At 68.5% G+C, this 21,752-nt stretch carries 20 protein-coding genes and 1 tRNA gene; 8 read left to right on the top strand and 13 right to left on the bottom strand.

Annotation, left to right across the window (positions count from 1 at the left end; all coding sequences use genetic code 11):
• Positions 1-35 precede the first annotated feature (35 nt).
• The 3 genes from TPAU_RS23215 to TPAU_RS16035 all read left to right on the top strand — a co-directional run bounded on the left by TPAU_RS23215 (position 36) and on the right by TPAU_RS16035 (position 2,219).
• The gene (locus tag TPAU_RS23215) at positions 36-479 is read left to right on the top strand and encodes a limonene-1,2-epoxide hydrolase family protein (RefSeq protein WP_013127802.1); all 444 of its coding nucleotides are present in this window, start codon (positions 36-38) and stop codon (positions 477-479) included.
• A 61-nt stretch (positions 480-540) separates the two neighbouring features.
• Complete coding sequence (locus TPAU_RS16040; RefSeq protein WP_013127801.1) at positions 541-1,359, top strand: LLM class F420-dependent oxidoreductase; 819 nt, start codon at positions 541-543, stop codon at positions 1,357-1,359.
• Between the two features lie 26 nt (positions 1,360-1,385).
• On the top strand, positions 1,386-2,219 hold the full coding sequence (locus TPAU_RS16035; RefSeq protein ID WP_041945164.1) for a dienelactone hydrolase family protein: 834 nt from the start codon (positions 1,386-1,388) through the stop codon (positions 2,217-2,219).
• Here the strand turns inward: TPAU_RS16035 and TPAU_RS16030 are convergent.
• The 4 genes from TPAU_RS16030 to TPAU_RS16015 form a co-directional block, all read right to left on the bottom strand.
• Complete coding sequence (locus tag TPAU_RS16030) at positions 2,216-2,959, bottom strand: hypothetical protein (protein WP_013127799.1); 744 nt, start codon at positions 2,957-2,959, stop codon at positions 2,216-2,218. The genes TPAU_RS16035 and TPAU_RS16030 overlap by 4 nt on opposite strands.
• 110 nt (positions 2,960-3,069) lie before the next feature.
• The gene (locus TPAU_RS16025) at positions 3,070-5,631 is read right to left on the bottom strand and encodes an ATP-dependent Clp protease ATP-binding subunit (protein ID WP_013127797.1); all 2,562 of its coding nucleotides are present in this window, start codon (positions 5,629-5,631) and stop codon (positions 3,070-3,072) included.
• Between the two features lie 51 nt (positions 5,632-5,682).
• Entirely contained in the window at positions 5,683-6,480 is a 798-nt protein-coding gene (locus TPAU_RS16020) for a family 1 encapsulin nanocompartment shell protein (protein ID WP_013127796.1), read from the bottom strand.
• The gene (locus TPAU_RS16015; protein ID WP_013127795.1) at positions 6,477-7,499 is read right to left on the bottom strand and encodes a Dyp-type peroxidase; all 1,023 of its coding nucleotides are present in this window, start codon (positions 7,497-7,499) and stop codon (positions 6,477-6,479) included. Before TPAU_RS16015 ends, TPAU_RS16020 begins: the two co-directional genes overlap by 4 nt.
• A gap of 125 nt (positions 7,500-7,624) precedes the next feature.
• On the opposite strand from TPAU_RS16015, the gene TPAU_RS16010 reads away from it, so the two are divergent.
• Together TPAU_RS16010 and TPAU_RS16005 are read left to right on the top strand one after the other, a co-directional pair.
• Positions 7,625-7,816: a hypothetical protein gene (locus TPAU_RS16010; RefSeq protein WP_013127794.1), complete on the top strand. Its 192-nt coding sequence runs from the start codon at positions 7,625-7,627 to the stop codon at positions 7,814-7,816.
• Between the two features lie 26 nt (positions 7,817-7,842).
• Positions 7,843-8,907, top strand: a complete 1,065-nt coding sequence (locus TPAU_RS16005) for an FUSC family protein (RefSeq protein ID WP_245537805.1) — start codon at positions 7,843-7,845, stop codon at positions 8,905-8,907.
• Between the two features lie 18 nt (positions 8,908-8,925).
• Here the strand turns inward: TPAU_RS16005 and TPAU_RS16000 are convergent, their stop codons facing one another.
• From TPAU_RS16000 to glmU, 5 genes are all read right to left on the bottom strand, one after another.
• On the bottom strand, positions 8,926-10,104 hold the full coding sequence (locus TPAU_RS16000) for an NAD-dependent formate dehydrogenase (protein ID WP_013127792.1): 1,179 nt from the start codon (positions 10,102-10,104) through the stop codon (positions 8,926-8,928).
• Between the two features lie 133 nt (positions 10,105-10,237).
• Positions 10,238-11,146, bottom strand: a complete 909-nt coding sequence (locus TPAU_RS15995) for a LysR family transcriptional regulator (protein WP_013127791.1) — start codon at positions 11,144-11,146, stop codon at positions 10,238-10,240.
• Between the two features lie 9 nt (positions 11,147-11,155).
• Complete coding sequence (gene arsC / locus TPAU_RS15990) at positions 11,156-11,497, bottom strand: arsenate reductase (glutaredoxin) (protein ID WP_013127790.1); 342 nt, start codon at positions 11,495-11,497, stop codon at positions 11,156-11,158.
• Positions 11,498-11,519: 22 nt separating this feature from the next.
• Positions 11,520-12,497, bottom strand: coding sequence for a ribose-phosphate diphosphokinase (locus TPAU_RS15985; protein ID WP_013127789.1), 978 nt, complete (start codon positions 12,495-12,497; stop codon positions 11,520-11,522).
• Positions 12,494-13,945, bottom strand: a complete 1,452-nt coding sequence (glmU, locus tag TPAU_RS15980; RefSeq protein WP_013127788.1) for a bifunctional UDP-N-acetylglucosamine diphosphorylase/glucosamine-1-phosphate N-acetyltransferase GlmU — start codon at positions 13,943-13,945, stop codon at positions 12,494-12,496. Before glmU ends, TPAU_RS15985 begins: the two co-directional genes overlap by 4 nt.
• Positions 13,946-14,066: 121 nt before the next feature.
• Here glmU and TPAU_RS15975 point away from each other — a divergent pair.
• A tRNA-Gln gene (locus TPAU_RS15975) sits at positions 14,067-14,138 on the top strand.
• Positions 14,139-14,214: 76 nt separating this feature from the next.
• The gene (locus tag TPAU_RS15970; RefSeq protein WP_013127787.1) at positions 14,215-14,529 is read left to right on the top strand and encodes a hypothetical protein; all 315 of its coding nucleotides are present in this window, start codon (positions 14,215-14,217) and stop codon (positions 14,527-14,529) included.
• A 9-nt stretch (positions 14,530-14,538) separates the two neighbouring features.
• Here the strand turns inward: TPAU_RS15970 and TPAU_RS15965 are convergent, their stop codons facing one another.
• The 4 genes from TPAU_RS15965 to mfd form a co-directional block, all read right to left on the bottom strand.
• Positions 14,539-14,748, bottom strand: a complete 210-nt coding sequence (locus TPAU_RS15965; protein ID WP_013127786.1) for a hypothetical protein — start codon at positions 14,746-14,748, stop codon at positions 14,539-14,541.
• Between the two features lie 62 nt (positions 14,749-14,810).
• Positions 14,811-15,536, bottom strand: a complete 726-nt coding sequence (locus tag TPAU_RS15960; protein ID WP_013127785.1) for a lytic transglycosylase domain-containing protein — start codon at positions 15,534-15,536, stop codon at positions 14,811-14,813.
• A gap of 35 nt (positions 15,537-15,571) precedes the next feature.
• Entirely contained in the window at positions 15,572-16,537 is a 966-nt protein-coding gene (locus TPAU_RS15955; RefSeq protein ID WP_013127784.1) for a nucleoside triphosphate pyrophosphohydrolase, read from the bottom strand.
• On the bottom strand, positions 16,534-20,190 hold the full coding sequence (gene mfd / locus TPAU_RS15950; protein WP_013127783.1) for a transcription-repair coupling factor: 3,657 nt from the start codon (positions 20,188-20,190) through the stop codon (positions 16,534-16,536). Before mfd ends, TPAU_RS15955 begins: the two co-directional genes overlap by 4 nt.
• 77 nt (positions 20,191-20,267) lie before the next feature.
• Here mfd and TPAU_RS15945 point away from each other — a divergent pair, with 77 nt between their 5' ends.
• Entirely contained in the window at positions 20,268-21,689 is a 1,422-nt protein-coding gene (locus TPAU_RS15945) for a lipase family protein (RefSeq protein WP_245537804.1), read from the top strand.
• Positions 21,690-21,752 lie beyond the last annotated feature (63 nt).

Below are 21,752 nucleotides of genomic sequence, written 5' to 3'. Positions count from 1 at the left end.
GCCCTGCTGCTACGCCGCGCCCGGAACATGGTGCCGTGAACAACTCCCCGCTGTGGTCGCCGCACGACGTCGCCGAGCGCTTCGTCGAGGCGCTGGGCAGCGGCGATTTCGAGATCGCCGAACAGCTCCTGGCGAAGGACGTGGTGTACACCCGCACCTCGTGGCGCACACTGCGCGGCCGCCGGGCCGTCTCCCGCAACTTCCGCCGCCACGAGCACTCCCGAGTCCAGCTGCACTCGGTGTTGATCTCCGCCACGGCCGATGACGCGATCGCGCTCACCGAACGGGTGACCTCCCTGGTCTACGGTCCGCTGCGGCTCCAGTTCTGGGTTTGCGCCCGGTTCGACGTGCGCGATGGCCGGATCGTCGCGTGGCGCGACTATTTCGACTTCCTCGACATCGCCAAGGCGGCGGCGCGGGCGCTGGCCGGGGCGGTGTACGCACCGGTACGGCCGGAACTGCCACGCGCCGCGGTGTGAAGGATTGCGCGCACGCCGGTCGTGAGGGAAGGCTCCGCGGTCCCGCGGTGTTGCACGGGGCATGACGAATCTCGGCAAGCTCGGAATCTGGCGCGCGGCGACCCAGGCCGACGGTGACTTCGCGCGGCGCGCGGAGGCCCTCGGCTACGGAGCGGTCTGGCTAGGCGGTTCTCCCGGCGGCGATCTGGCGGTCGCGGAGCAGGCGCTGGACGCCACCGAGAACCTCACCGTCGCCACCGGCATTCTCAACATCTGGCAGGACACACCGGCCTCGGCGGCGCAGGCGTTCCACCGCATCGAACGGGCGCACCCCGGCAGGTTCCTGTTGGGGATCGGTGCGGGCCACCGCGAGGCCACCGCCGAGTACCGCTCGCCGTACCGCGCACTCGTGGACTTTCTGGACGGTCTCGCCGGCGAGGGTGTCCCGTCGGATCGGATCGTCCTGGCGGCACTGGGGCCGAAGGTCCTCACGCTGGCCGCCGATCGCACCGCGGGCGCGCATCCGTACCTCACGACCGCGGAACACACCCGGCAGGCGCGGCGGATCCTCGGCGACGGCCCACTCCTCGCGCCCGAGCAGAAGGTGGTGCTCGACGAGGACGATGCGCGTGGCCGGGAGACCGGACGCAAGACGGTGACGTTCTACCTCGGCCTGCGGAACTATGTGGCCAATCTCCAGCGCCTCGGCTACTCGGACGCCGATGTGCAATCCCCGGGGAGCGACCGGCTGATCGACGTGCTGGCCGTCCACGGCGACGGTGACGCGATCGCGGCGGGAGTGCGGGCGCACCTGGACGCGGGCGCCGATCACGTGGTGGTGCAGGCACTCGGCGCTGATCCGTGGCCTGCCCTCGAGGCGATCGCGCAGCGCCTGCTCTGACCGTGCGGCACTATGGTGCCGTGGACGTGAAAGCGCAAGCAGCAGAAAATATCGCCGACTTCGCCGTCGAGCAGTTCGCAGCGAACGGGACCACGCACGACGTGTACCGCAAGGGCACCGGCCCCGCGGTGATCGTCATGGCGGAGATCCCCGGCATCACCCCGAAGGTGCTGGAGTTCGCCCGCCGGCTGGTGGACGCCGGATTCACGGCCGTTCTGCCGCACCTGTTCGGTATTCCCGGATTGGACGCGAATCCGAAGGTCACGGGCCTCAAGGGCACGGCGACCGCGATCGCATCGACCGCCCCGATCTGCGTGAGCCGCGAGTTCACCATTCTCGCCACCGGCAAATCCTCGCCGGTGATCACCTGGTTGCGGGCGCTGGCGAAGCAGGAGCACGGGCGCTGCGGCGGCAAGGGCGTCGGCGCCGTGGGAATGTGTTTCACCGGTGGTTTCGCGCTCGGCATGGCGGTCGACGATGTGCTGCTGGCGCCGGTCCTGAGTCAGCCCTCGCTGCCGCTGGGCATCACGCCGAGCCGCCGGCACAACATCGACATCTCGCCGGAGGATCTGGAGACCGTGAAGGTGCGCTGCGCCAAGCAGGGCCTCAAGGTGCTGGGCATGCGATTCACCGGTGACAAGATGGTGCCCGGTGAGCGCTTCGACTTCCTCCGCGAGCAGCTGGGCGATGCGTTCATCGCGGTCGAGATCGACGATGCCGACGCCAATCCGGAAGCGCCGACGCCGCCGCACTCAGTGCTCACCGAGCACCTGATCGATGAGCCCGGCCAGCCCACCCGGGAGGCGCTCGATCAGGTCATCGACCTGATGCGCACCACGCTCGTCTCAGCGCAGGCCTAGGTGGAGGGCCGCCCACCCACGAGGTCGTCCCAGCGTTGCCGCACCGGATCCCATCGCCGGTCGAACGCGGCCGCGCGTCGCGCCGCCCGTTCCGTCGTGGTGGGGGAGTAGAACCACCGAGCCCACGGCGACGTGGGGCGGGCGAGCCGGACCGCTGAGAACCACGCGATCGGGCCCGCGACCAGGGCGAGCAGCGCGGTGGGGTACTTGCCCTTCAACGCGGTGACGGCCACGAGCACGAAGTGCACCGCGAGCGCAGCGAGCAGCCCGCCGCGCACCCAGCTCTCGGTGCCGCCGAGGCCGGTCACGTTCACCGGTGACACCCCGACGGCCGCGAGACCCACGCACGCCGCGGCAAGCGTCACCACGTTCACCGACAACTGCCCCTCCTGGGACCAGTACACGTCCTTGAGGTGGAAGAGCATCGCGAACTCGTCGAGCACCAGTGACGCGCCGATGCCCACCAGCGCCGCCGCGAGATACGACCACGGCGCCCGCCCCACCGCACCGACCGCGGAGAACGCTCCGGCCACCAAGAGCAGCAGGCCCGGCGTCGAATGATGCAGGTGCACACCGCCGCTGCTGAGGTTGTGGAACGGCCCGCGTCCGGCCCGGATCATTCTGGTCACGGTGCGGGTGGCGGCGAACGTGATCACGAAGGCGACGAAACTGAGCAGCAGTGGCCCCTTCTGGGCGCCGATCACCTCGGCCTGCCACCACTGCGCGAACCACTGCGTCACCGATGCAGCTTATTCGAGGCGCTTGTCCTCTTCGCGCTCCAACCGATCGCGCTCCTGCTGCTTGCGCTTCTCCTCCTGCTCGATCGCCTGTTCGCGGGCGTTCTTGTCGCTCATGCCTTCTTCTCCTCGTCGTCAGTGGGAGCCGGCTCGGCGTCGGCGGTGGGCACGCTGCTCTCGGTCACGGTGCCGTCCTTGCTCACGTCCACGACGGTGATCACCAGACCGTTGTCGTCGGCGTCCACGCGAACCGTGTCGCCGGGCACGATCTCACCCTTGAGCAGCATCGACGAGAGGCGGTTATCCAGTTCCTTCTGCACCGTACGGCGCAATGGCCGAGCGCCGAACTGGGGCTGGAAGCCCTCCTCGGCGAGCCAGTCCTCGGCCTTCTCGGTGACGTCGAGCTGAACGTCCTGGCCGCGCAGCAGGCCGCGCGTACTCTCCAGGATCAGCTCGACGATGTTGCGGATCTGTTCCTTGTCCAGGCGGTGGAAGATGACCGTGTCGTCGATGCGATTGAGGAACTCGGGCCGGAAGTGGGCATTGAGCCGCTCCTTGACCTTCGGGACCACCGACTCCCAATCATCCTCGGGCGCTTCCAGGATCAAATCGGCGCCGATGTTGCTGGTGAGGATCACGATGGTGTTCTTGAAGTCGACGGTACGACCCTGCGCGTCGGTCACCCGGCCGTCGTCGAGCAGCTGCAGCAGGATGTTGAAGACATCGGGGTGCGCCTTTTCGATCTCGTCGAACAGGATCACCGAGTAGGGCTGGCGGCGCACCTTGTCGGTGAGCTGTCCGGCCTCCTCGTAGCCCACGTAGCCGGGAGGCGCACCGACGAGCCGGGAGACGGTGTGCTTCTCCTGGAACTCGCTCATATCGAAGCGGATCAGGCGGTCTTCGTCGCCGAAGACCGTGGCCGCCAAGGCCTTCGCGAGCTCGGTCTTACCGACGCCGGTGGGGCCGAGGAACAGGAACGAGCCGATCGGGCGGCTCGGGTCCTTGAGGCCGGCGCGGGCCCGCCGGACCGCTTCCGAGACGGCGATCACGGCCTCGTCCTGCCCGACCACCCGCGCGTGCAGGTCGTCCTCCAGGCGCAGCAGTTTCTCCTTCTCCTCCGACGTTAGGTCGGCGACCGGGATACCCGTGCGTCGCGAGACCACCTCGGCGATGTCGGTCACCGTCACCTCGGGATCGTTGGGCTCGCCGTCGGCCGCGGCGATGTTCTTGAGCCGCTCCTCGGCTTCGGAGATCTTGAGCTTGAGTTCGTCGGCCGTCTTGTAGTCCTCGGCGGCGACCGCGCTGTCCTTCTCCCGGTTCAGTCGCGCCAGTTCATCCTCGACGGTGCGCGTGCCCTGATCGGAGGTCTTGGTGCGCAGCCGGACCCGGGCTCCTGCCTGGTCGACGAGGTCGATCGCCTTATCGGGCATGAACCGATCGGTGATGTAGCGGTCCGAGAGCTCGGCGGCGGCGATGAGAGCGTCGTCGTCGTAGTGCACCTGGTGGTGCTCCTCGTAGACATCGATGAGGCCGCGCAGGATCTCGATGGTGTCCTCGACCGTCGGCTCGCTCACCATCACCGGCTGGAACCGGCGTTCGAGCGCGGCGTCCTTCTCGATGTACTTGCGGTACTCGTCGATCGTGGTGGCACCGATGGTATGCAGCTCGCCACGGGCCAGCGCCGGCTTGAGCATGTTGCCGGCGTCCATGGAGCCTTCGCCGCCGCCGCCCGCGCCGATGATCGTGTGCAGCTCGTCGATGAACACCACCAGTTCGTCCGAGTGCTCGCGCACCTCGTCGAGCACCTTGGTCAGCCGTTCCTCGAACTCGCCGCGGTACTTGCTGCCCGCCACCATGGAACTCAGGTCGAGCGCGATCACGCGGCGTCCGGCCAGTGTCTTCGGCACATCGTCGTTGACGATCCGCTGGGCCAGCCCTTCGACGATGGCGGTCTTACCGACGCCCGGGTCGCCGATCAGAACGGGGTTGTTCTTGCGGCGGCGGGAGAGGATCTCGATGGTCTGCTCGATCTCCTCGGCGCGGCCGACCACCGGGTCGACCTTGCCGGCGCGAGCCTCCGCAGTGAGGTCGCGGCCGTACTCATCGAGCGTTGGCGTGCTGCTCGGTCCCTGTGCCGCCTGCGCCTGCTGTCCCGGCTTCCCGGCCTTGCCGCCCTTACCGGGAACCGACTGGCCCGAGGAAATGCCGCCGCCCGCAAGGGTTTGTGCTGCAACGGTATCCGGATTGTCGGCGATGCCCAGCAGAATGTGTTCGGGGCCCACGTACGACTGTCCGGAGTGCGCCGCCTGTTGCTGGGCCACACGCAGCGCGCGCCGCGAGGCCGGGCTGAGCGACGGTGCGCCGTCGGCGCCCTCGGGATTCGCGCTCGCCTTCGCTGCAGTCTCCATGGTGGAGGCGACACGATCCGGATCGAGCCCGACCCGGACGATGATCTCGCGGGTCGGCTCGTTCACGGCGGCCGCGTACAGCAAGTGCTCCGGGGTGATCTCACTGTTGCCCCAGTCCGCCGCCGCCACCTGGGCCTCGGCGAGCAGGTTCTTCGCCTGGTCGTTGAGGAGCCGGTTCAGGTCAACCCGCTGCACGGACGGGCGTCCCACCGAGTTCCCGAAGAACCGCTGGAAGATGTCATCGAAAACGCCGTCGAGATCACTCATTTCACTGCTTTCTTGTTCATCGGAAGGTGGCGGAACGGGTGGAGCGTGAGATCAGGCGGTGAGCGGCACCGCGGCTTCGGGGGTGTAGGCCAGGAAGGTGAAGGTCTCCTGCAGGTACAAATCGACGGTGTCGGCGGTGTGCGAGAGGTACCCGATCTCCACGTCGGTGCCCAGCCGGAGGTCGAAATCGCCGCCGCGAGTAGTGAGCACGAAGGCGCCGTCGATGGCGGGCGCCCAGATGATGTCTCCATCGACCAGGCGGTTGAGGTGCTCGCGGACCGGGTAGCCATGATCCGAGGTCTCGCTCACCCGGGTGTACACGTCGGCCGACAGCAGTACGGAATACGGGCCGTCGACACCGGCGAGCCGCAGGTCGGAGAGGGCCTGCGAGACCACATCGGGGATATCGCGCGGATCGTCGGGCAGCTTGAGATCGCTGCCGGCGGCGGTGGTGCGGATGCCGGGGATCGAAGCATCGGGGTAGCCCTCGAAGATGGCGCGGTCCTCCGCATAGGCCAGGCTGCGTGCTGCATCCTTGACCGGGTCCCAGTCGGCGTCCTGTGCGCCCCGCTCGACCGAGTCGATCGCTTTGCGGCTCAGTGTGAACGGGACACGCAATCGCACCAGCGGCCGACTGTCGCGCAGATGGGCTTGCACGCCTTCGGCGGGACCGCCGACCTCGAGCAGGTGTCCGGTGCCCACCGCGCTGGCGGTGGGGCCGAGCGGATCGCCGAGGTCCACGACGCGGCGGCCGGCGATATTGCGTTTGAAGGTGCGGGTGGCCTCGGTCTCGATCTCCGACCACGCGGCGGAGGTGACGGGGGCGAGGTCGCGGTACAGGTTGTTCATCGATCGCTTCCTTTCAGGCTGCCGATCTGGAGGGAACCGTCCGGGTTCTCCGGTTCGGTGGGGGAGTTCTCGTCGGCCTCGGCCGGCGCGGGCGGCGGATCGTCGAGGAAGTCTGCCGGTGGTGTGAAGAACAGGCACCCGGTGTGCGCGGTGGAGAAGTCGAGCACGCGGTCGGTGTTGCCGGGAGGGTCGCCCAGGAACATGTTGCGCAGCATCCGTTCCGTGACCTCGGGGTCGCGGGCGTAGCCGATGAAGTAGGTGCCGAACTCGGCGGTGCCCACCTGCCCGAACGGCATGTTCTGTCGAACGATCTTGAGTTCGTTGCCCTGCTCGTCGGTGATCACGTTGAGCGCGATGTGCGAGTTCGCCGGTTTCACGTCGTCGTCCATCTCGATGTCCTCGAGTTTGGTGCGGCCGATCACCTTCTCCTGGTCCTCCACACTGAGCGCCCGCCAGGCCGCCATGTCGTGCAGGTACTTCTGGACGTGCACGTAGCTGCCGCCCGCGAAGTCGGGATCCTCGTCGCCCACCGTGGTCGCGGCCACCGCCACCTCGCCCGATGGGTTCTCGGTGCCGTCGACGAAGCCCAGCAGATCGCGGTTGTCGAAGAACCGGAAGCCGTGCACCTCGTCGATCACAGTGATCGCACCGTCGAACGCAGCGACGATCCGCGACGACAGCTCGAAGCACATGTCCAGCGATTCGGCCTTGATGTGCAACAGCAGATCGCCCGGGGTCGACGGGGCATGGTGCCGCGGACCGTCGAGAGCGACGAACGGGTGCAGCCCGCGCGGTCGTGGTCCGGTGAACATGCCGTCCCAGGCGTCGGAGCCGATCGAGGTGATGAGAGCGAGGCGTTTGTCCGGATACCGGAACGAGACCGACCGCACGAGACCCGAAAGGTCGCCGAGCGTATCGCGGACTTCGGCGGATCGCCCTTGCTCGATGGTGGCCACGAGGAACATCGCCGCCGTGGACAGCGGTGTGAGAACCGGTTGAGGGCGCGTCACATTTTTCACACTAACCGAGCCTTTCGTCAGGGGCAGGGGGAAGCGATCGACCGCGACAAATCGATGCCGTGCGATGATGATCGCAAGGGAGGCTGTCGCTCGTCCTCCCGGCCGGATGCGGATGGGAGACGATGATGACCTGGATCGCTGTGGTGCTGTTGGGGATCGCCGCACTCGCCGGCCTCGGGTTCGCGTGTGCGATCTCGACGCCCCGCCGTCCCGCTTCCGATGCGACGTACACCAGCAACGCCCTGATCGCCGCAGGCGCGGTCACCGGTTCGGCGGTGTGCGCCATCGTGGCGGCGGTACTCACCGCCGGTATCTGACACCGCCCGCGCGTCCGCTGGTGCGGTTGTCCTGGCGCTCCGCCGTCGAATCCATGCCGGCGCGCTACCGGCCCGATCTGCGTGACGGCGGCCATGCCTTCCGGGTGGCGCTGGCATTGCTCGTGCCGGGACTGCTGCTGATCGCATGGGGCCGCCCTGAGTTGCTCGTCTATGCGGTGTTCGGCGCGTTCGCCGGGATGTACGGTCGCGGTGAGTCGGGCCGCCCGCGGATCGTGCACCAGATACAAGCCGGCGGCCTGCTCACGCTGGGCGAACTGCTGGGCGTCATGCTCGCGCATCAGCACGCGCCGCCGTGGGTCCTGGTGGTGGTCGGTGTCGTCTTCGCCACGTTCTGCTCCGTGCTGGCCGATGCGGTGCGACTGAGGCCCGCAGGACCGTTCTTCTTCCTGTTCGCGATGGGAGCCACCGCCACCCTGCCCCCGTCGCTTGCACCGCCCGGCCAGGCGGTGGCGATCTGCCTCGCTACCGTGCTGTTCGCGATCGTCGTCGGAGCCATCGGCCGCCCGGATCCGTTCCGCGGCCGTCCGTGGTGGGACGGGATCGCCCTGGTCGTCCGGCGTCCCGCTCGGGGCGTGGGGACGCACGCGTTGCGCTACGCCCTGGCCGTGGGGCTCGCCGGCGGTATCGGGATCATGTTGGGCGTCGACCACGCGAACTGGGCGATGGCCGCGGCCGCGGTTCCGCTCGCGGTGATCGATGCGGGTAGACCGTCCGATTCGGAGTTCCGGCTGGTGTCGGGGCGGGCGATGCACCGGATCGTGGGGACCTTCGTGGGTCTACTGGTGGCCGCCGGTCTCCTGGCCTTGGACCCCGGGCCCGCCGCGCTCGCGCTGGCGGCGATCGCCCTGCTGTTCCCGACGGAGCTGTACATGGCGCGGCACTACGCCGTTGCGATCGGCTTCTTCACCCCGCTGGTCATGCTGATGACCGAACTGGCCTCGCCCACCGACCCGATCCGAATGCTCACCTACCGCGGTGTGGACACGGTGATCGGGGTCAGTGCCGGCATCCTGGTGGCGTTGCTGGTGCGTAGCCGGCCCCGCCGGGCCGGGCTCGGTCGCCCGGCCTGACGGGGTGGTGGGCCGGACTCAGGCTCCGGCGCCAGGGCTGGCCTTGCCGTCCGCGGTGTACGAAGCCGCGCCGACTCCGGCGAGCGCACCTCCGTCGACGATGAGGTACTCGTCGCGGATCGGGGACCCGGCGAAGAAGTCCTCCAGGATCTCCCGGGCACCGGCCGCATACCGGGCCTGCGCCGACAGCGTGGTGCCGGAGACGTGCGGGGTCATGGCGTGGTGGGGCATGGTGCGCCACGGGTGGTCGGCGGCCGGCGGCTGCGGGTACCAGACATCGCCGGCGTATCCGGCCAGGCGGCCCGATTCGAGGGCGGCCACCACATCGTCGCGGACCATGATCTCGGCGCGCGCGGTGTTCACGATGTACGAGCCGCGGCGCATCGTGGCCAGCAGATCGGCGTCGAACATGTGGTAGGTCGACGGGTGCAGGGGAGCGTGCACGTCCACCACGTCGACGGAGGACACCAGGGATTCGACCGAATCGTGGAAGGTGAGATTCAGCTCCTGCTCCAGCTCCAGCGGCAGCCGTCGGGTGTCGAAGTAGTGCAGCCGCACCCCGAACGGCGCCAGCCGGCGCAGGACCGCCTGGCCGATGCGGCCCGCCGCGATGACACCGACGTCCATGCCCTCCAGGTCGTAGGCGCGTTCCACGCAGTCGGCGATGTTCCAGCCGCCCTCGATGACCCACTTGTACGAGGGGACGAAGTTGCGCACCAGCGTGAGGATCTGCATCACGGCGTGCTCGGCCACGCTGATCGAGTTGCTGTAGGTGACCTCGGCCACGGTGATACCGGATTTGATCGCGGCATCGAGATCGACGTGGTCGGAACCGATTCCGGCAGTGAGGGCGAGCTTGAGGTTGGGTGCCTTGGCGATCCGCTCGGCGGAGAGGTAGGCGGGCCAGAAGGGCTGTGAGATCACCACTTCCGCGTCCGCGAGGTGGCGCTCGAACTCGGCGCCGTCCTTGTCGGAGGTCACGACCAGTTCGTGGCCCGCGGCCTCCAGGTACTTCCGCAGGCCCAGTTCGCCGGAGACGCAGCCGAGGAGCTCACCCGGGGTGAAGTCGATCGTGGCGGGGGAGGGCATCGGCTGCCCGTCGGGGTAGGCCTCGACCATCGGAATGGAGTCTCGGGCGTACTCGGGCGGGTAGCCGGTAACCGGGTCGGGGTACAGGACACACAGAATCTTCGCCATGATCACTCCTTGAATCGGCGAGGGGGAGAACCGATTTCGTCCCTCTGAAACCACTCTCCCGCCGATCCGCGGGCACGTCCAATACCGGTTTCCGCTCGCCCGATAGGCGGCGCCGATCACCCCAGCCCGGGGGTCAGCCGCCGTTCGGGGCGCTGTCCGCGAGCGCTCGGGCGAGCACCGATTCGGGCTCCCCAGCCTGGCGCACCAGGGCCACCCGTGCCGCGAGCTCGGCGCGATCGCCCAGCTCGCCGGGCGGTGCGGCCAGTTCGACCACCCGGGTGTCCGACGGTGCGCGGTAGGTCGCGAGCCAGGCCCGCGGCACGATCGTGGCCCACCGGCCGGCGCCCACCATCGCGACGAGCGTGGCAACGGAATCCGATTCCAGGCGCGGCGCGAACCGTACGCCGTGTGCTGTGGCCACCTCGTCGATCAGGTCTCGACCGCGCATTCCGCTGTGCAGCAGGCACATCGGTAGTTGGGCCGCATCGGACCACGAGAGCGCACCGTCGCCCTCGGGTAGCAGATCCTCGTGGGCGAGCACGACGTGCCGGTCGGTGTACAACGGTGTCACGGTGAGCCCGTCCGCATCGATCCCGTCGGGGTAGATGATCCCGGCATCCAGCTCGAACCGGCGGATCCGCTCGACCACATCGGCCGAGCGCAACCCCGCCCACATCCGCACCCGGACCAGGGGGTGCGCGGCGCAGAACGGGTCGGTGAGTTGGGTGGCCGATGTCGCGGCCGCCGGGATCACCCCGAGCGTGAGTTCCCCCGTCAACCCGGTGCGTAGCGCGGTCACCTCGTGTTCGAGTGCATCCCGGTCGGCCAGGATGCGTCGCGCCCAGGGGACCAGCCGTTCACCCTCGGGGGTCAGGCCCTCGAACGAGGAGCCGCGAAGCACCAGCGGCACGTCGAGCTCGCGTTCGAGCTTGCGGATCGCTTCCGACAGCGCGGGCTGCGAGACGTAACAGGCGCTCGCGGCACGGGCGAAGTGACGCTCCCGGGCCAGGGCGACGAAGTACTCGAGCTGCCGGAAAAGCATCGGCCTTCGCTAGAGGATCTCGTCGATCGCCTCGGTGGGGCGGGCCATCCGGGTGCCCTTGCCGGTCACCACGAAGGGCCGCTCGATCAGCTTCGGGTGCGCGATCATTGCGTCGAGCAGTTGATCGTCGGTGGCATCGGCCAGCCCGAGGTCCTTGTACTCGGCCTCGCGGGTGCGTACCGCCTGCCGCACGGTGAGCCCGGCGTCCTCGATCAGCGTTCTCAGCTGCGCCTTGGACGGAACCTGGTCGAGGTACTTGACCACGGTCACCGTCGCCCCGGCCTCCTCCAGCCGGGCGAGTGCCTGGCGGGACTTGGTGCAGCGGGGGTTGTGGTAGATCGTCGCATCCATGCTCGCCACCTCGTCCGGGCGCCTACGCGTTGCCGTTGAACAGGCTGGTCACCGAGCCGTTCTCGAACACCTCGCGGATGGTGCGGGCGAGCAGCGGGGCGATCGGCAGCACGGTGAGCGTGGGGAAGTGCTTCTCTGCCGGGATCGGGAGCGTGTTGGTCGCGATCACCTCGCGCGCGCCGCAGTTCGCGAGCCGCTCGGTGGCGGGCTCGGAGAAGACGCCGTGCGTGGTCGCGATGATCACGTCCTTAGCGCCGGCCTCCTTGAGCACGCCGACGGCGCCGGCGATCGTGCCGCCGGTGTCGATCATGTCGTCGATCAGCACGCAGGTGCGGCCGGCGACGTCGCCCACGACGCGGTTGCTCTTGACCTGGTTGGCGACGTTGGGGTCACGAGTCTTGTGCACGAAGGCCAGCGGCGCACCGTCGAGCGCGTCGGCCCACTTCTCACCCACCTTGACGCGACCGGCGTCGGGGCTCACGACCACCATGTTGTCGGTGCCGTAGTGCTCGCGCACGTAGTCGGCCAGCATCGTCTGCGCGTGCATGTGGTCGACGGGGCCGTCGAAGAAGCCCTGGATCTGGTCGGTGTGCAGGTCGACGGTGATGATCCGGTCGGCTCCCGCGGTCTTGAACAGGTCGGCGATGAGGCGGGCGGAGATGGGCTCGCGGCCGCGGTGCTTCTTGTCCTGGCGGGCGTACGGATAGAACGGCAGGATCGCGGTGATCCGCTTCGCCGAACCGCGCTTGAGCGCGTCGATCATGATCAGCGTCTCCATGACCCACTGATTGACCGGGTACGGCGCGCTCTGCAGCACGAAGGCGTCGCTGCCGCGCACGGACTCCTCGAATCGGACGAAGATCTCGCCGTTGGCGAAATCGCGTGCCGTCTGCGGGGTGACCTCGACACCGAGCTCGTCGGCGACCTGCTGCGCCAGCTCGGGGTGGGCACGGCCCGAGAACAGCATCAGGTTCTTCTGGTTATCGATCCAGTTGTTCACTGCTCGTCAATCCTCGCGATAGCCTTCTGGGCTGCGTCGGCTGAGCTCGTGCCCGGGCGCCGGCGAAGTACCCATTCCTCGATGTTTCGCTGATCCGCGGCGGAGACCGCCAGGGCTCCCGGCGGCACGTCGCGCTTGATCACGGTACCCGCCCCGCTGTACGCCCCGTCGCCCACCTCCACCGGCGCGATCAGCATCGTGTCCGAGCCGATGCGCACATGGTCGCCGATCACGGTTCGATGTTTGTTCACCCCGTCGTAATTCACCGTCACCGTGGCGCATCCGATGTTGCTGCCCTCGCCGATGGTGGCATCGCCGATGTAGCTCAGGTGCGGGATCTTGCTGCCCGTCCCGATCCGCGCGTTCTTCGTCTCGGCGAAGGCGCCGATCTTTCCCTTGGGGCCCAGGTCGGTGTTGGGCCGCAGGTAGCTGAACGGTCCGACGGTGGCGTTCTCGCCGATCACGGACAGGTGCACCTCGCTGCGGAGCACGCTGGCCCCGGCGCCGACCTCCGTGTCGACCAGGGTGGTGTCGGGACCGATCACCGCGTCCTCGGCGATCGACGTGGCGCCGCGCAAGTGCGTGCCGGGCTGGATCACCACGTCGGGCGCGATCTCGACATCGACGTCGATGTAGGTGCTCGCCGGGTCGACGACGGTGACGCCGCCCAGCTGGTGCCGCTCGACGATCCGGCGGTTCAGTTCCCGGCCGAGCTGGGAGAGCTGGATCCGGTCGTTGCATCCGGCCACCAGCATGTCGTCGTCGATGTGGTCGCCGCGCACCAACTGGCCGGACGCGCGGGCGATGCCGATGACGTCGGTGAGGTACAACTCGCCCTGCGAATTGTCGGGCCGCAGCTGAGCCAGTGCGGCAACGAGCTGGGCGTGATCGAAGGCGTACACACCGGAGTTGATCTCCGTGATCGCGAGCTGTTCGGGCGTCGCGTCCTTCTGCTCGACGATCTGGGTGACCTGTCCGTCCTGCGTGCGCAGCACGCGGCCGTAGCCGGTGGGGTCGTCGACCGCGGTGGTGAGCACGGTGACGGCGGCGCCGTCACCGGAGGTGTGCGTGACGAGCAGCTCGGAGAGTGTCGCCGTGTCGAGGAGCGGTACGTCGGCGGCGGTCACGATCACGGTGCCCGAGAAGCCGGCGGGTAGCACCGACAGGCCGGCCTGCACGGCGTCGCCGGTCCCGCGCTGCTCCTCCTGGACGGCGACCAGGATCTCGTGGTCCAGTTCGGAGGCGGTCCCGAGGGCCGCCTCGGAGACCCGCTCCCGGTCGTGGCCGACGACCACGACCAGGTGATCGGGGCGGGTGCCGGACGCGGCGTGCAGGGCGTGGCCGAGCAGGGTGCGCCCCGCGATGACGTGGAGCACTTTGGGGGTCTTCGAGCGCATCCGGGTGCCCGCGCCTGCGGCGAGGATCACTACCGCCGTGCCGTTCGTCATCGGATGGCTCCTCGGGGTTCGCTGCGCGTCTTCATCGGGTGCGATCCTACGAGAACGCCGAGCGCGGGCGGGCGTGGCACAATGCTTGGCGGTGGCCGCGCGCGTGTCGCGGGGCCGGCGGTCTCCCGTGGTGTAATCGGCAACACTTCTGATTTTGGTTCAGACATTCCAGGTTCGAGTCCTGGCGGGAGAGCTTCGGCTATGCGGTGGAATTGCAATTCTCGTCTTCGTGTTGCGACATTCTAATTTTCTTGCATAACCTGATGTGCATGTCAGAGCCTGCATTGTCAGACCAGGATCAATCCTCCGGCGAAGAATCACGCAGGAATCGCAACGATCTCCGGAATCTGCTCAATCAACTGGGGCACAACGCTGCGAACAGTGGCGATCCCGAGGGCCACTACCGGCGCGCCCTCGGCTCGTTGCTCTACGACTTGGCCGCGGATCTCCATATTCACGCCGATAAGCTCGGGATGGCTCCGGGGGAACTCCAGGCGGTGATCACCGATGCGAACGCCGAACTGGTCGCGGCGGGTAATGCCGCCGGGACCGCGCGCTCTCTCGAATTCCGGCTGGCGCACTGATCCTCGCCATCAGTTCGGCTCTTCCCAGTCGTAGCCGGTGCCGACATCCGTGGCGACGCACTCGAGCGTGTCGCCCGAGGGGGTCGTGATCCGCTGCCCCTCCAGGGTGGCAGCGCACGGGTCGTACATCTGCGGCGTGTCTGCGGACGCGGCGGCGGGAACGGCGAGGCCGGTCAGCACGATAATGCCGGCGACGAGGGCTTTGGCTGTGTTCGACATACCCGAATCCTGCGATGTGATCCTGGGAATCCGGTGCCAGCACCGTGCGGGTGCGCTGGGAATCAGGGCTGGACGTTCACCGAGTACGCCGCGGCGGCGTCACGTACGTCCACGAGGTACTTGCGCGACTGGTTGTAGACCATCACGCCCTTCTCCCATCCCCGGGCAGTGGTGAGGTCGCCGCCCGATACGCACAGGTACCGGGCTGCGGTGAGTGCGGCGTCGTCGATGTTGTCGGGATCCGGCCGACCGTCGCCGTTGGCATCCACGCCGAACCGCTTCCAGGTTTCGGGGATGAACTGGAAGGGCCCCATGGCGGCGTCGTACTTCGCGTTCGGCCGGTGCGGGTCGGTGCCGGTGGCCAGGATCTCCTGGTTACCGTTGGTGCCGTCGAGCGGTACGCCACGGATCGGCGGCGACACCTTGCCGTCGGGCGCGACGGTGGCGCCGCGGAAGGTCCCGTGCTTGCTCTCGATGAAGGCGATCCCGGCGAGCGTCGTCCACGCGATCCCGCACTCGGGGGTGCGCTGGCGCATCGCTTCGGCGGCATTGCCGTAAGCCTCGAGCGAGATCCGGGGGATGCCCGTCGCCACGCTGATCGGCGTCGCCCAGTCGCGGAGCAGTTCCGCGGTACGGCCGGGACCGTTGACGTTGATGTACGGCACCGGGGCACCGGGGCCGGGCGGGATGCCGTCGGGGATGTCTATGCGCTGACCGATAGCTCCGCACGAGGCGAGTGTCATCGCCGCGACCGCGACGACGGCCGCGCGCACGCGGGTACTGATCATGCTGTGGTCGAGCTTCCTTGTGTCCGAATATCGGATCAACGTCCGGCGGGGCCCTCGGGGTTCCCGGTGGGAGCGTCATCCCAGGCTGAGGCCCACGAGTCTACCTCGCCGGATGCCATCCGGGCCTCGGCCGAACGTACTCGAGCCACGAAGTCGAGGAGCCGCTCGCGATACTCCAGCTCCGCCGACCGGTCCTGGGCCGCCGGGTCTACGGTGATGGTCCGCACATACTCGGGCACCAGCTCGGCGGGGAAGCCCGCGGACCGGAGCCGCTCGAAGATTTTCCCGGCCAGGGCGAGCGCGGGCTGCCCGAGCGAAATGGAGTCGAGCACGGACGCCTCGTCGCGCTCCTGCTTCTCGAGTTGCTTCTGTCGTTCCCAATTATCGGCCTGGGTCGCCACGTCAACCTCGGTCCCATCGGCCAGGTGCGGGGTGCGGCGGCGCACCTTCGCGGTCAGGGTGCGCGCGACCTCATCGATGCCGAAGGGGCCGCGGCTCGCCTCCTGCGCGATCCGCGCGTGGAAGATCACCTGCAGCAGCAGGTCGCCCAGCTCGCTGCGCAGCTCGGCCCGCTCGGCGTCCCCGGACTCGGAAGTCTCGAGCGCGCTCACCGCGTCGGCGAGTTCGTAGGTCTCCTCGACCAGATAGCGCAGCAGGCTCGCATGGGTCTGCTCCGATTCCCACGGCCCGACGGTGCGCAGCGTATCGATCAGGGCGACCGCGTCGAGCACATCCAGCCCGGCGGGCCGGCGGCCGGTGATCACATCGGCACCCGCCGCCCGGAGCGTGACAACCGCGGGATGCTCGGGGTCGGACGAGACGATGACGGCGTCCGCCGGCACGGCACCGTCGAGCACCGGGCGCGCGCCGGGCAGGTTCCATGCCACGCGGACGGGAAGCTCTTCGGTGTAGAACACCGATCCGGCGCTCAGGTGGGCGACGGCCTCGATCGGTACGTAGCCGGGGAGGGCCGGGTCGAGGAGGACGATGGTGCCGCTCATGCACCGGCCTCCGCCGGTGCCGCGGCGCGCGGTGGCTGATCGAGGCGCCAGTAACCCGCGCCCTTGCCGTCCATCGCCGCCAGGAAGTCCGCGACCACCTGGAGCAGTGCGATATCGCGTACTCGCTCGCTGCCGACGCCGCCGCCTTCGACGCGGGGGATCGGGAAGGTGACGGTGCGTGTGGTGGCCCGGTACGAGCCGCCCGGATAGAGCCGTTTGAGCCGGAGCTGTTGTGAGTCCCGCAGTTCCATCGGAGAGACGCGAACGGTGGTGCCGCTCACGCTGACCTCGGTGACGCCGGCGGCCCGGGCCAGCGATCGCAGTCGGGCGATCGCGGCCAGCCGTTCCACCTCGACCGGGGGCGGCCCGTATCGGTCGGTGAGCTCGGTGAGTACTTCGGCGACAGCCGAATCATCGTGCGCCGCTGCCAGCTTGCGGTAGGCCTCCAGGCGGAGTCGATCGCTGGTGACGTAGTCGGGTGGGATGTGCGCATCCACCGGCAGGTCGATGCGCACCTCCTTCTGCTCTTCCGGGAGGGTGATCGGCGTTCCGTCGGCGGCTGCACGGAAAGCTTCGACCGCTTCGCCCACGAGGCGCACGTAGAGATCGAAGCCGACACCCGCGACGTGTCCGGACTGCTCTGCGCCCAGCACGTTTCCGGCGCCGCGGATCTCCAGATCCTTCATCGCAACGGCCATGCCGGCGCCGAGCTCGTTGTTCTGCGCGATGGTCGACAGGCGATCGTAGGCGGTCTCGGTGAGTGGCTTCTCCGACGGGTAGAGGAAGTACGCATAGCCGCGTTCGCGGGAGCGACCCACACGTCCGCGCAACTGATGCAGCTGGGAGAGACCCAGGTTCTCCGCGCGCTCCACGATGAGGGTGTTCGCGTTGGAGATGTCCAGGCCGGTCTCGACGATGGTGGTGCACACGAGCACGTCGAACTCGCGGTTCCAGAAACCCTGCACCGTGCTCTCCAGCGCTTCCTCGCCCATCTGGCCGTGCGCCACCACGACGCGCGCCTCGGGAACCATATCCCGGATCTGCTTGGCGGCCTTGTCGATCGAGCTGACGCGGTTGTGCACGTAGAACACCTGGCCGTCGCGCAGCAGCTCGCGCCGGATGGCGGCGGCCACCTGCTTGTTGTCGTACGGGCCCACATAGGTGAGCACGGGGTGGCGCTCCTCCGGTGGGGTGAGAATGGTGGACATCTCGCGGATGCCCGCCATGCTCATCTCCAGGGTGCGGGGAATGGGGGTGGCGCTCATCGTGAGCACGTCGACGTTGGTGCGCAATGCCTTGATGTGCTCCTTGTGCTCCACCCCGAACCGCTGCTCCTCGTCCACGACCACGAGCCCGAGATCCTTCCACCGCACGCCGGTCTGCAGCAGTCGGTGCGTGCCCACGACGATGTCCACGCTGCCGTCGGCCAGGCCTTCGAGGACCTGCTCGGTCTCGTGCCTGTCGGTGAAGCGGGACAGGCCCTTCACCGTGACCGGGAAGCCCTGCATCCGGTCGACGAAGGTCTTCAGGTGCTGCTGTGCGAGCAGTGTGGTGGGCACGAGCACGGCCACCTGCTTGCCGTCCTGCACGGCTTTGAACGCGGCGCGTACGGCGATCTCGGTCTTGCCGTACCCCACGTCGCCGATCACCACCCGGTCCATCGGGACCGCCTTCTCCATATCGGATTTCACATCGCCGATCACCGTCATCTGGTCGACCGTCTCGGTGAACGGGAAGGCGTCCTCCATCTCGCGTTGCCACGGACTGTCGGGCGCGAACGCGTGGCCGGGCGCCGCGTTGCGGGCGGCGTAGAGCTGTACCAGCTCGCCGGCGATCTCCCGAACGGCCTTGCGGGCCTTGCGCTTGGTGTTCTGCCAATCGCTGCCGCCCATCTTCGACAGCGCGGGCATCTCGCCGCCGACGTACCGGGAGAGCTGGTCGAGCGATTCCATGGGCACGAACAACTTGTCGCCGGGTTGGCCGCGCTTGCTGGGCGCATATTCGATCACCAGGTACTCGCGGCGCGCCCCGGCCACGGTGCGTTCGATCATCTCGACGAACTTCCCGATGCCGTGTTCGTCATGGACCACCAGATCGCCGGCCGTGAGGGCGAGCGGGTCTACCTGGTTGCGGCGCTTGGCCGGAAGCCGGCGGCCGTCACCGACGCCCGCCACCCGGTTACCGGTGAGGTCGGGTTCGGCGAGCAGTACCAGCTGCTGCGAGGGCACCGTCAAGCCGGTCTGCAGGCTGCCGCGGAGCACGCCGACGGTGCCCGGGCGGGGCCCCTCTCCCGCCTCGAGTTCGGAGGCGGGCACCTCGGCATCGCGCAGCCGCTCCAGAATGCGGGCCCGGGTTCCCCGCCCGGCCACCACGATCACACCGCTGCCGCCGGATGCGGCGTGGGCGCGCAGTGTGGCGAACAGCTTCTCCGCCTCGGCTTCCGAGCCGCGGGGTGCGGGGGCGTGTTCGGCGTGCACGGTGAGGTGATCGTCGTCGGTGTCCGGGCCCGCGGCGAGCGGCGAGATGGTCCACCACGGGTGGCCCTGCGCAGATACGGAGGCGTGCACGTCGTCCAGGCCGCGGTAGGCGCTGGCGCCGAGGTCGATGCCGCTCGGGTCGAGCGGAGCGGAGGATCCCAACGCCGCGGCGGTCCAGGAGGCTTCCAGGAACTCCTGTCCGGTGCGTGCGAGATCGGCTGCGCGGGTGCGGATCTTCTCGGGATCGAGCAGGACGGTGTGGGTGCCGTCGGGGAGCACATCGGTGAGCAGTTGCAGTTCGCCCGGTACCAGGGCGGGGATGAGCGCCTCCATGCCCTCGACGGGGATGCCCTGCGCGAGCTTCTCCAGCATCTCGGCGAGCGCGGCGTCGGATTCGTGCTCCGCCTTGAGCGTGGCGGCGCGGTCGCGCACATCGGCGGTGAGCAACAGTTCGCGGCACGGATACACGTGCACCGTGCCCACCTGCACCTCGGGCTGGCTGCGCTGGTCGGCAACGGAGAAGGCGCGCAGGTCGGTGATCTCGTCACCCCAGAATTCCACGCGCACAGGGAGATCCGTGGTCGTGGGGAAGATGTCGAGAATACCGCCGCGGACCGCGAACTCGCCGCGCTTGCCCACCATGTCGACGCGGGTGTACGCGAGTTCGACGAGGGTTTCGATGAGCTCCTCGAAATCGAATTCCTCGCCCTCGCGCAGGGTGACCGACGGGGCATCGCCCAGCCCCGGTGCCATGGGTTGCACCAGGGAGCGGACGGTTGCGACCACGGCGCGCAGGGGCGCGCCGTACTGGGCGTCATCGGGCCAGGCGAGGCGGCGGAGCACCTGCAGGCGGCGGCCGACGGTGTCGGCGCCGGGGGAGAGGCGCTCGTGCGGCAGGGTCTCCCAGCTCGGGAACTGGGTGACGGCGTCCGCGCCGAGGGTTTCGCGCAGTTCCGAGGTGAGATCGTCGGCCTCGCGGCCGGTGGCGGTGACCACCAGGACGGGCGCCTGACCGGCCAGCGCCGAGAGGAGGAACGGGCGGGCCCCGTCGACGGCGGTCACCGTGAGGTCGGGGCGTCCGGCCGCGCCGGCGAACGCGACGACGTCCGGGTCCGCGGCGACCGCCCTGGTCAATCCGGAGAGTGCGGGGGTAGGCGCGGAGGCGGCATCAGACACCGAATCAGTCTAGGTGCCGAGTCCGACGGGCAAAAACAACCCTTGACAGGTGACATACCTCACCATACGTTGTTCAGGTGAAAATCGACACACGCGCGTTCCGGATGACCGTTCGCCGCGCCGCACTCCTGGTCACTGCAACGATCGTGCTCTCGGCGGGCGTGATCGCAGCGCCCTCCGCATCGGCGTTGCCGCCGATCGTCGAGCCCGCCCCGCCGGCGGACGCGTTCTACGCCAAGCCGGCGAACCTGGCTTCCTTGGCGCCCGGCACCGTGGTCCGTAGCCGCACCACTTCGGTGCGGTCGCTCCAAGTGATGCCGGTCAACGTCGACGCCTGGCAGCTCGCCTACCGCACGAGCGACGCCGACGGTGCGCCCGATCTGACCGTGACCACCGTGCTGGTTCCGCGCGGGAAGAAGCCGACCAAGCTGCTGTCCTACCAGGCGGCCACGGATTCGACGCTGCGTGTGTGCCAGCCCTCGTACGGGTTGACCAGTGGCGGGCCCATCGACCTGGGCAGTCCGGCGGGGCCGTTGACCTTCGCGATGCCTGGCGCCGAGATGCTGTTCGCGACGCTCGGATTGAATCAGGGATGGGCGGTCGCGATGCCTGATCACGGTGGTGGCGACAATCGGTTTCTGACGCCCCGCCAACCCGCGTACGCCGTCCTCGACGGCATCCGCGCTGTCGAGAACTTCTCCCGCCTCGGCATGTCGGCGAAGACACCGGTCGCGCTCTGGGGCTACTCCGGAGGCGCCATCGCGAGCAGCTGGACCATCGAGATGCAGCCGGAGTACGCCCCCGAGCTGAACATCCGTGGTGCCGCATTCGGTGCCCCCGAGCGCGATCTGGAGGCTTCGCTGAAGAGCGTGAACACGGCGCTGCTCGGGGGGCTCATCCCCCTCGCTCTCTCGGCGATCGGGAAGGATTCTCCGGAATTCCGCGCGGCGCTGGATAAGTTCCTCACTCCGGAGGGGCGGATCAGGGTCAACGAGACGCGGCGACACTGCATGCCGCAGAACGTGCTGGCCAACCTGTGGTTCGACTACAACCGGTACCTCACCAAGCCGGTCGACGAGGTGCTCAGAGTGCCGGTGATCAAGAAGGCGATCGCCGAACGCGGCGTGAGCGGCAGGGTGCCGACCGTCCCGGCGTACGTCTACAACGGCATCACCGAAGAGGTCGCACCGATCTCGGGGACCGACAAGCTGGTGAACTCCTACTGCGCGGGTGGGGCTTCGGTGACGTACCGGCGCGAGGAGTTCCCGCCGAATCCGGTGAAGCAGATCATGACCACGCACGGTGTCGTCGTGGTGACGGGGGCGGGTGGCGCCTTCGATTGGCTCATACAGAGGATGGATTCCACGGGGCCTGCACCGAAGGGGTGCGATATTCGCAACGTGTTCAGCAGTGGTCTCGAGCCCGCAGCGGTCCAGGCCTTCGGGCAAGGCGTCGGCGCCATCGTCGCCGGACTCGTCGGTGCTCCGATCGGAAGCTGATCGTGGTCGAAAACCGCTGTTCAAGTTGAGGTTTCAAGCCAAAACTTGTCAGTGGGAGGACCT

This window comes from Tsukamurella paurometabola DSM 20162, from assembly GCF_000092225.1.
GTDB lineage: Bacteria > Actinomycetota > Actinomycetes > Mycobacteriales > Mycobacteriaceae > Tsukamurella > Tsukamurella paurometabola.
The sequence above is the reverse complement of the archived record's forward strand: the minus strand, read 5'-3'. Positions and strand labels throughout refer to the sequence as shown.

Coding starts and splice junctions, on each gene's coding strand:
- TPAU_RS15970 (WP_013127787.1), top strand. CDS start 14,215: ATGTCAGAGCCTGCATTGTCAGACCAGGATCAATCCTCCGGCGAAGAA.
- TPAU_RS16000 (WP_013127792.1), bottom strand. CDS start 10,104: ATGGCGAAGATTCTGTGTGTCCTGTACCCCGACCCGGTTACCGGCTAC.
- TPAU_RS15960 (WP_013127785.1), bottom strand. CDS start 15,536: ATGATCAGTACCCGCGTGCGCGCGGCCGTCGTCGCGGTCGCGGCGATG.
- TPAU_RS15965 (WP_013127786.1), bottom strand. CDS start 14,748: ATGTCGAACACAGCCAAAGCCCTCGTCGCCGGCATTATCGTGCTGACC.
- arsC (WP_013127790.1), bottom strand. CDS start 11,497: ATGGATGCGACGATCTACCACAACCCCCGCTGCACCAAGTCCCGCCAG.
- TPAU_RS15955 (WP_013127784.1), bottom strand. CDS start 16,537: ATGAGCGGCACCATCGTCCTCCTCGACCCGGCCCTCCCCGGCTACGTA.
- TPAU_RS15995 (WP_013127791.1), bottom strand. CDS start 11,146: ATGCTTTTCCGGCAGCTCGAGTACTTCGTCGCCCTGGCCCGGGAGCGT.
- TPAU_RS16010 (WP_013127794.1), top strand. CDS start 7,625: ATGACCTGGATCGCTGTGGTGCTGTTGGGGATCGCCGCACTCGCCGGC.
- TPAU_RS16020 (WP_013127796.1), bottom strand. CDS start 6,480: ATGAACAACCTGTACCGCGACCTCGCCCCCGTCACCTCCGCCGCGTGG.
- TPAU_RS16040 (WP_013127801.1), top strand. CDS start 541: ATGACGAATCTCGGCAAGCTCGGAATCTGGCGCGCGGCGACCCAGGCC.
- glmU (WP_013127788.1), bottom strand. CDS start 13,945: ATGACGAACGGCACGGCGGTAGTGATCCTCGCCGCAGGCGCGGGCACC.
- TPAU_RS16025 (WP_013127797.1), bottom strand. CDS start 5,631: ATGAGTGATCTCGACGGCGTTTTCGATGACATCTTCCAGCGGTTCTTC.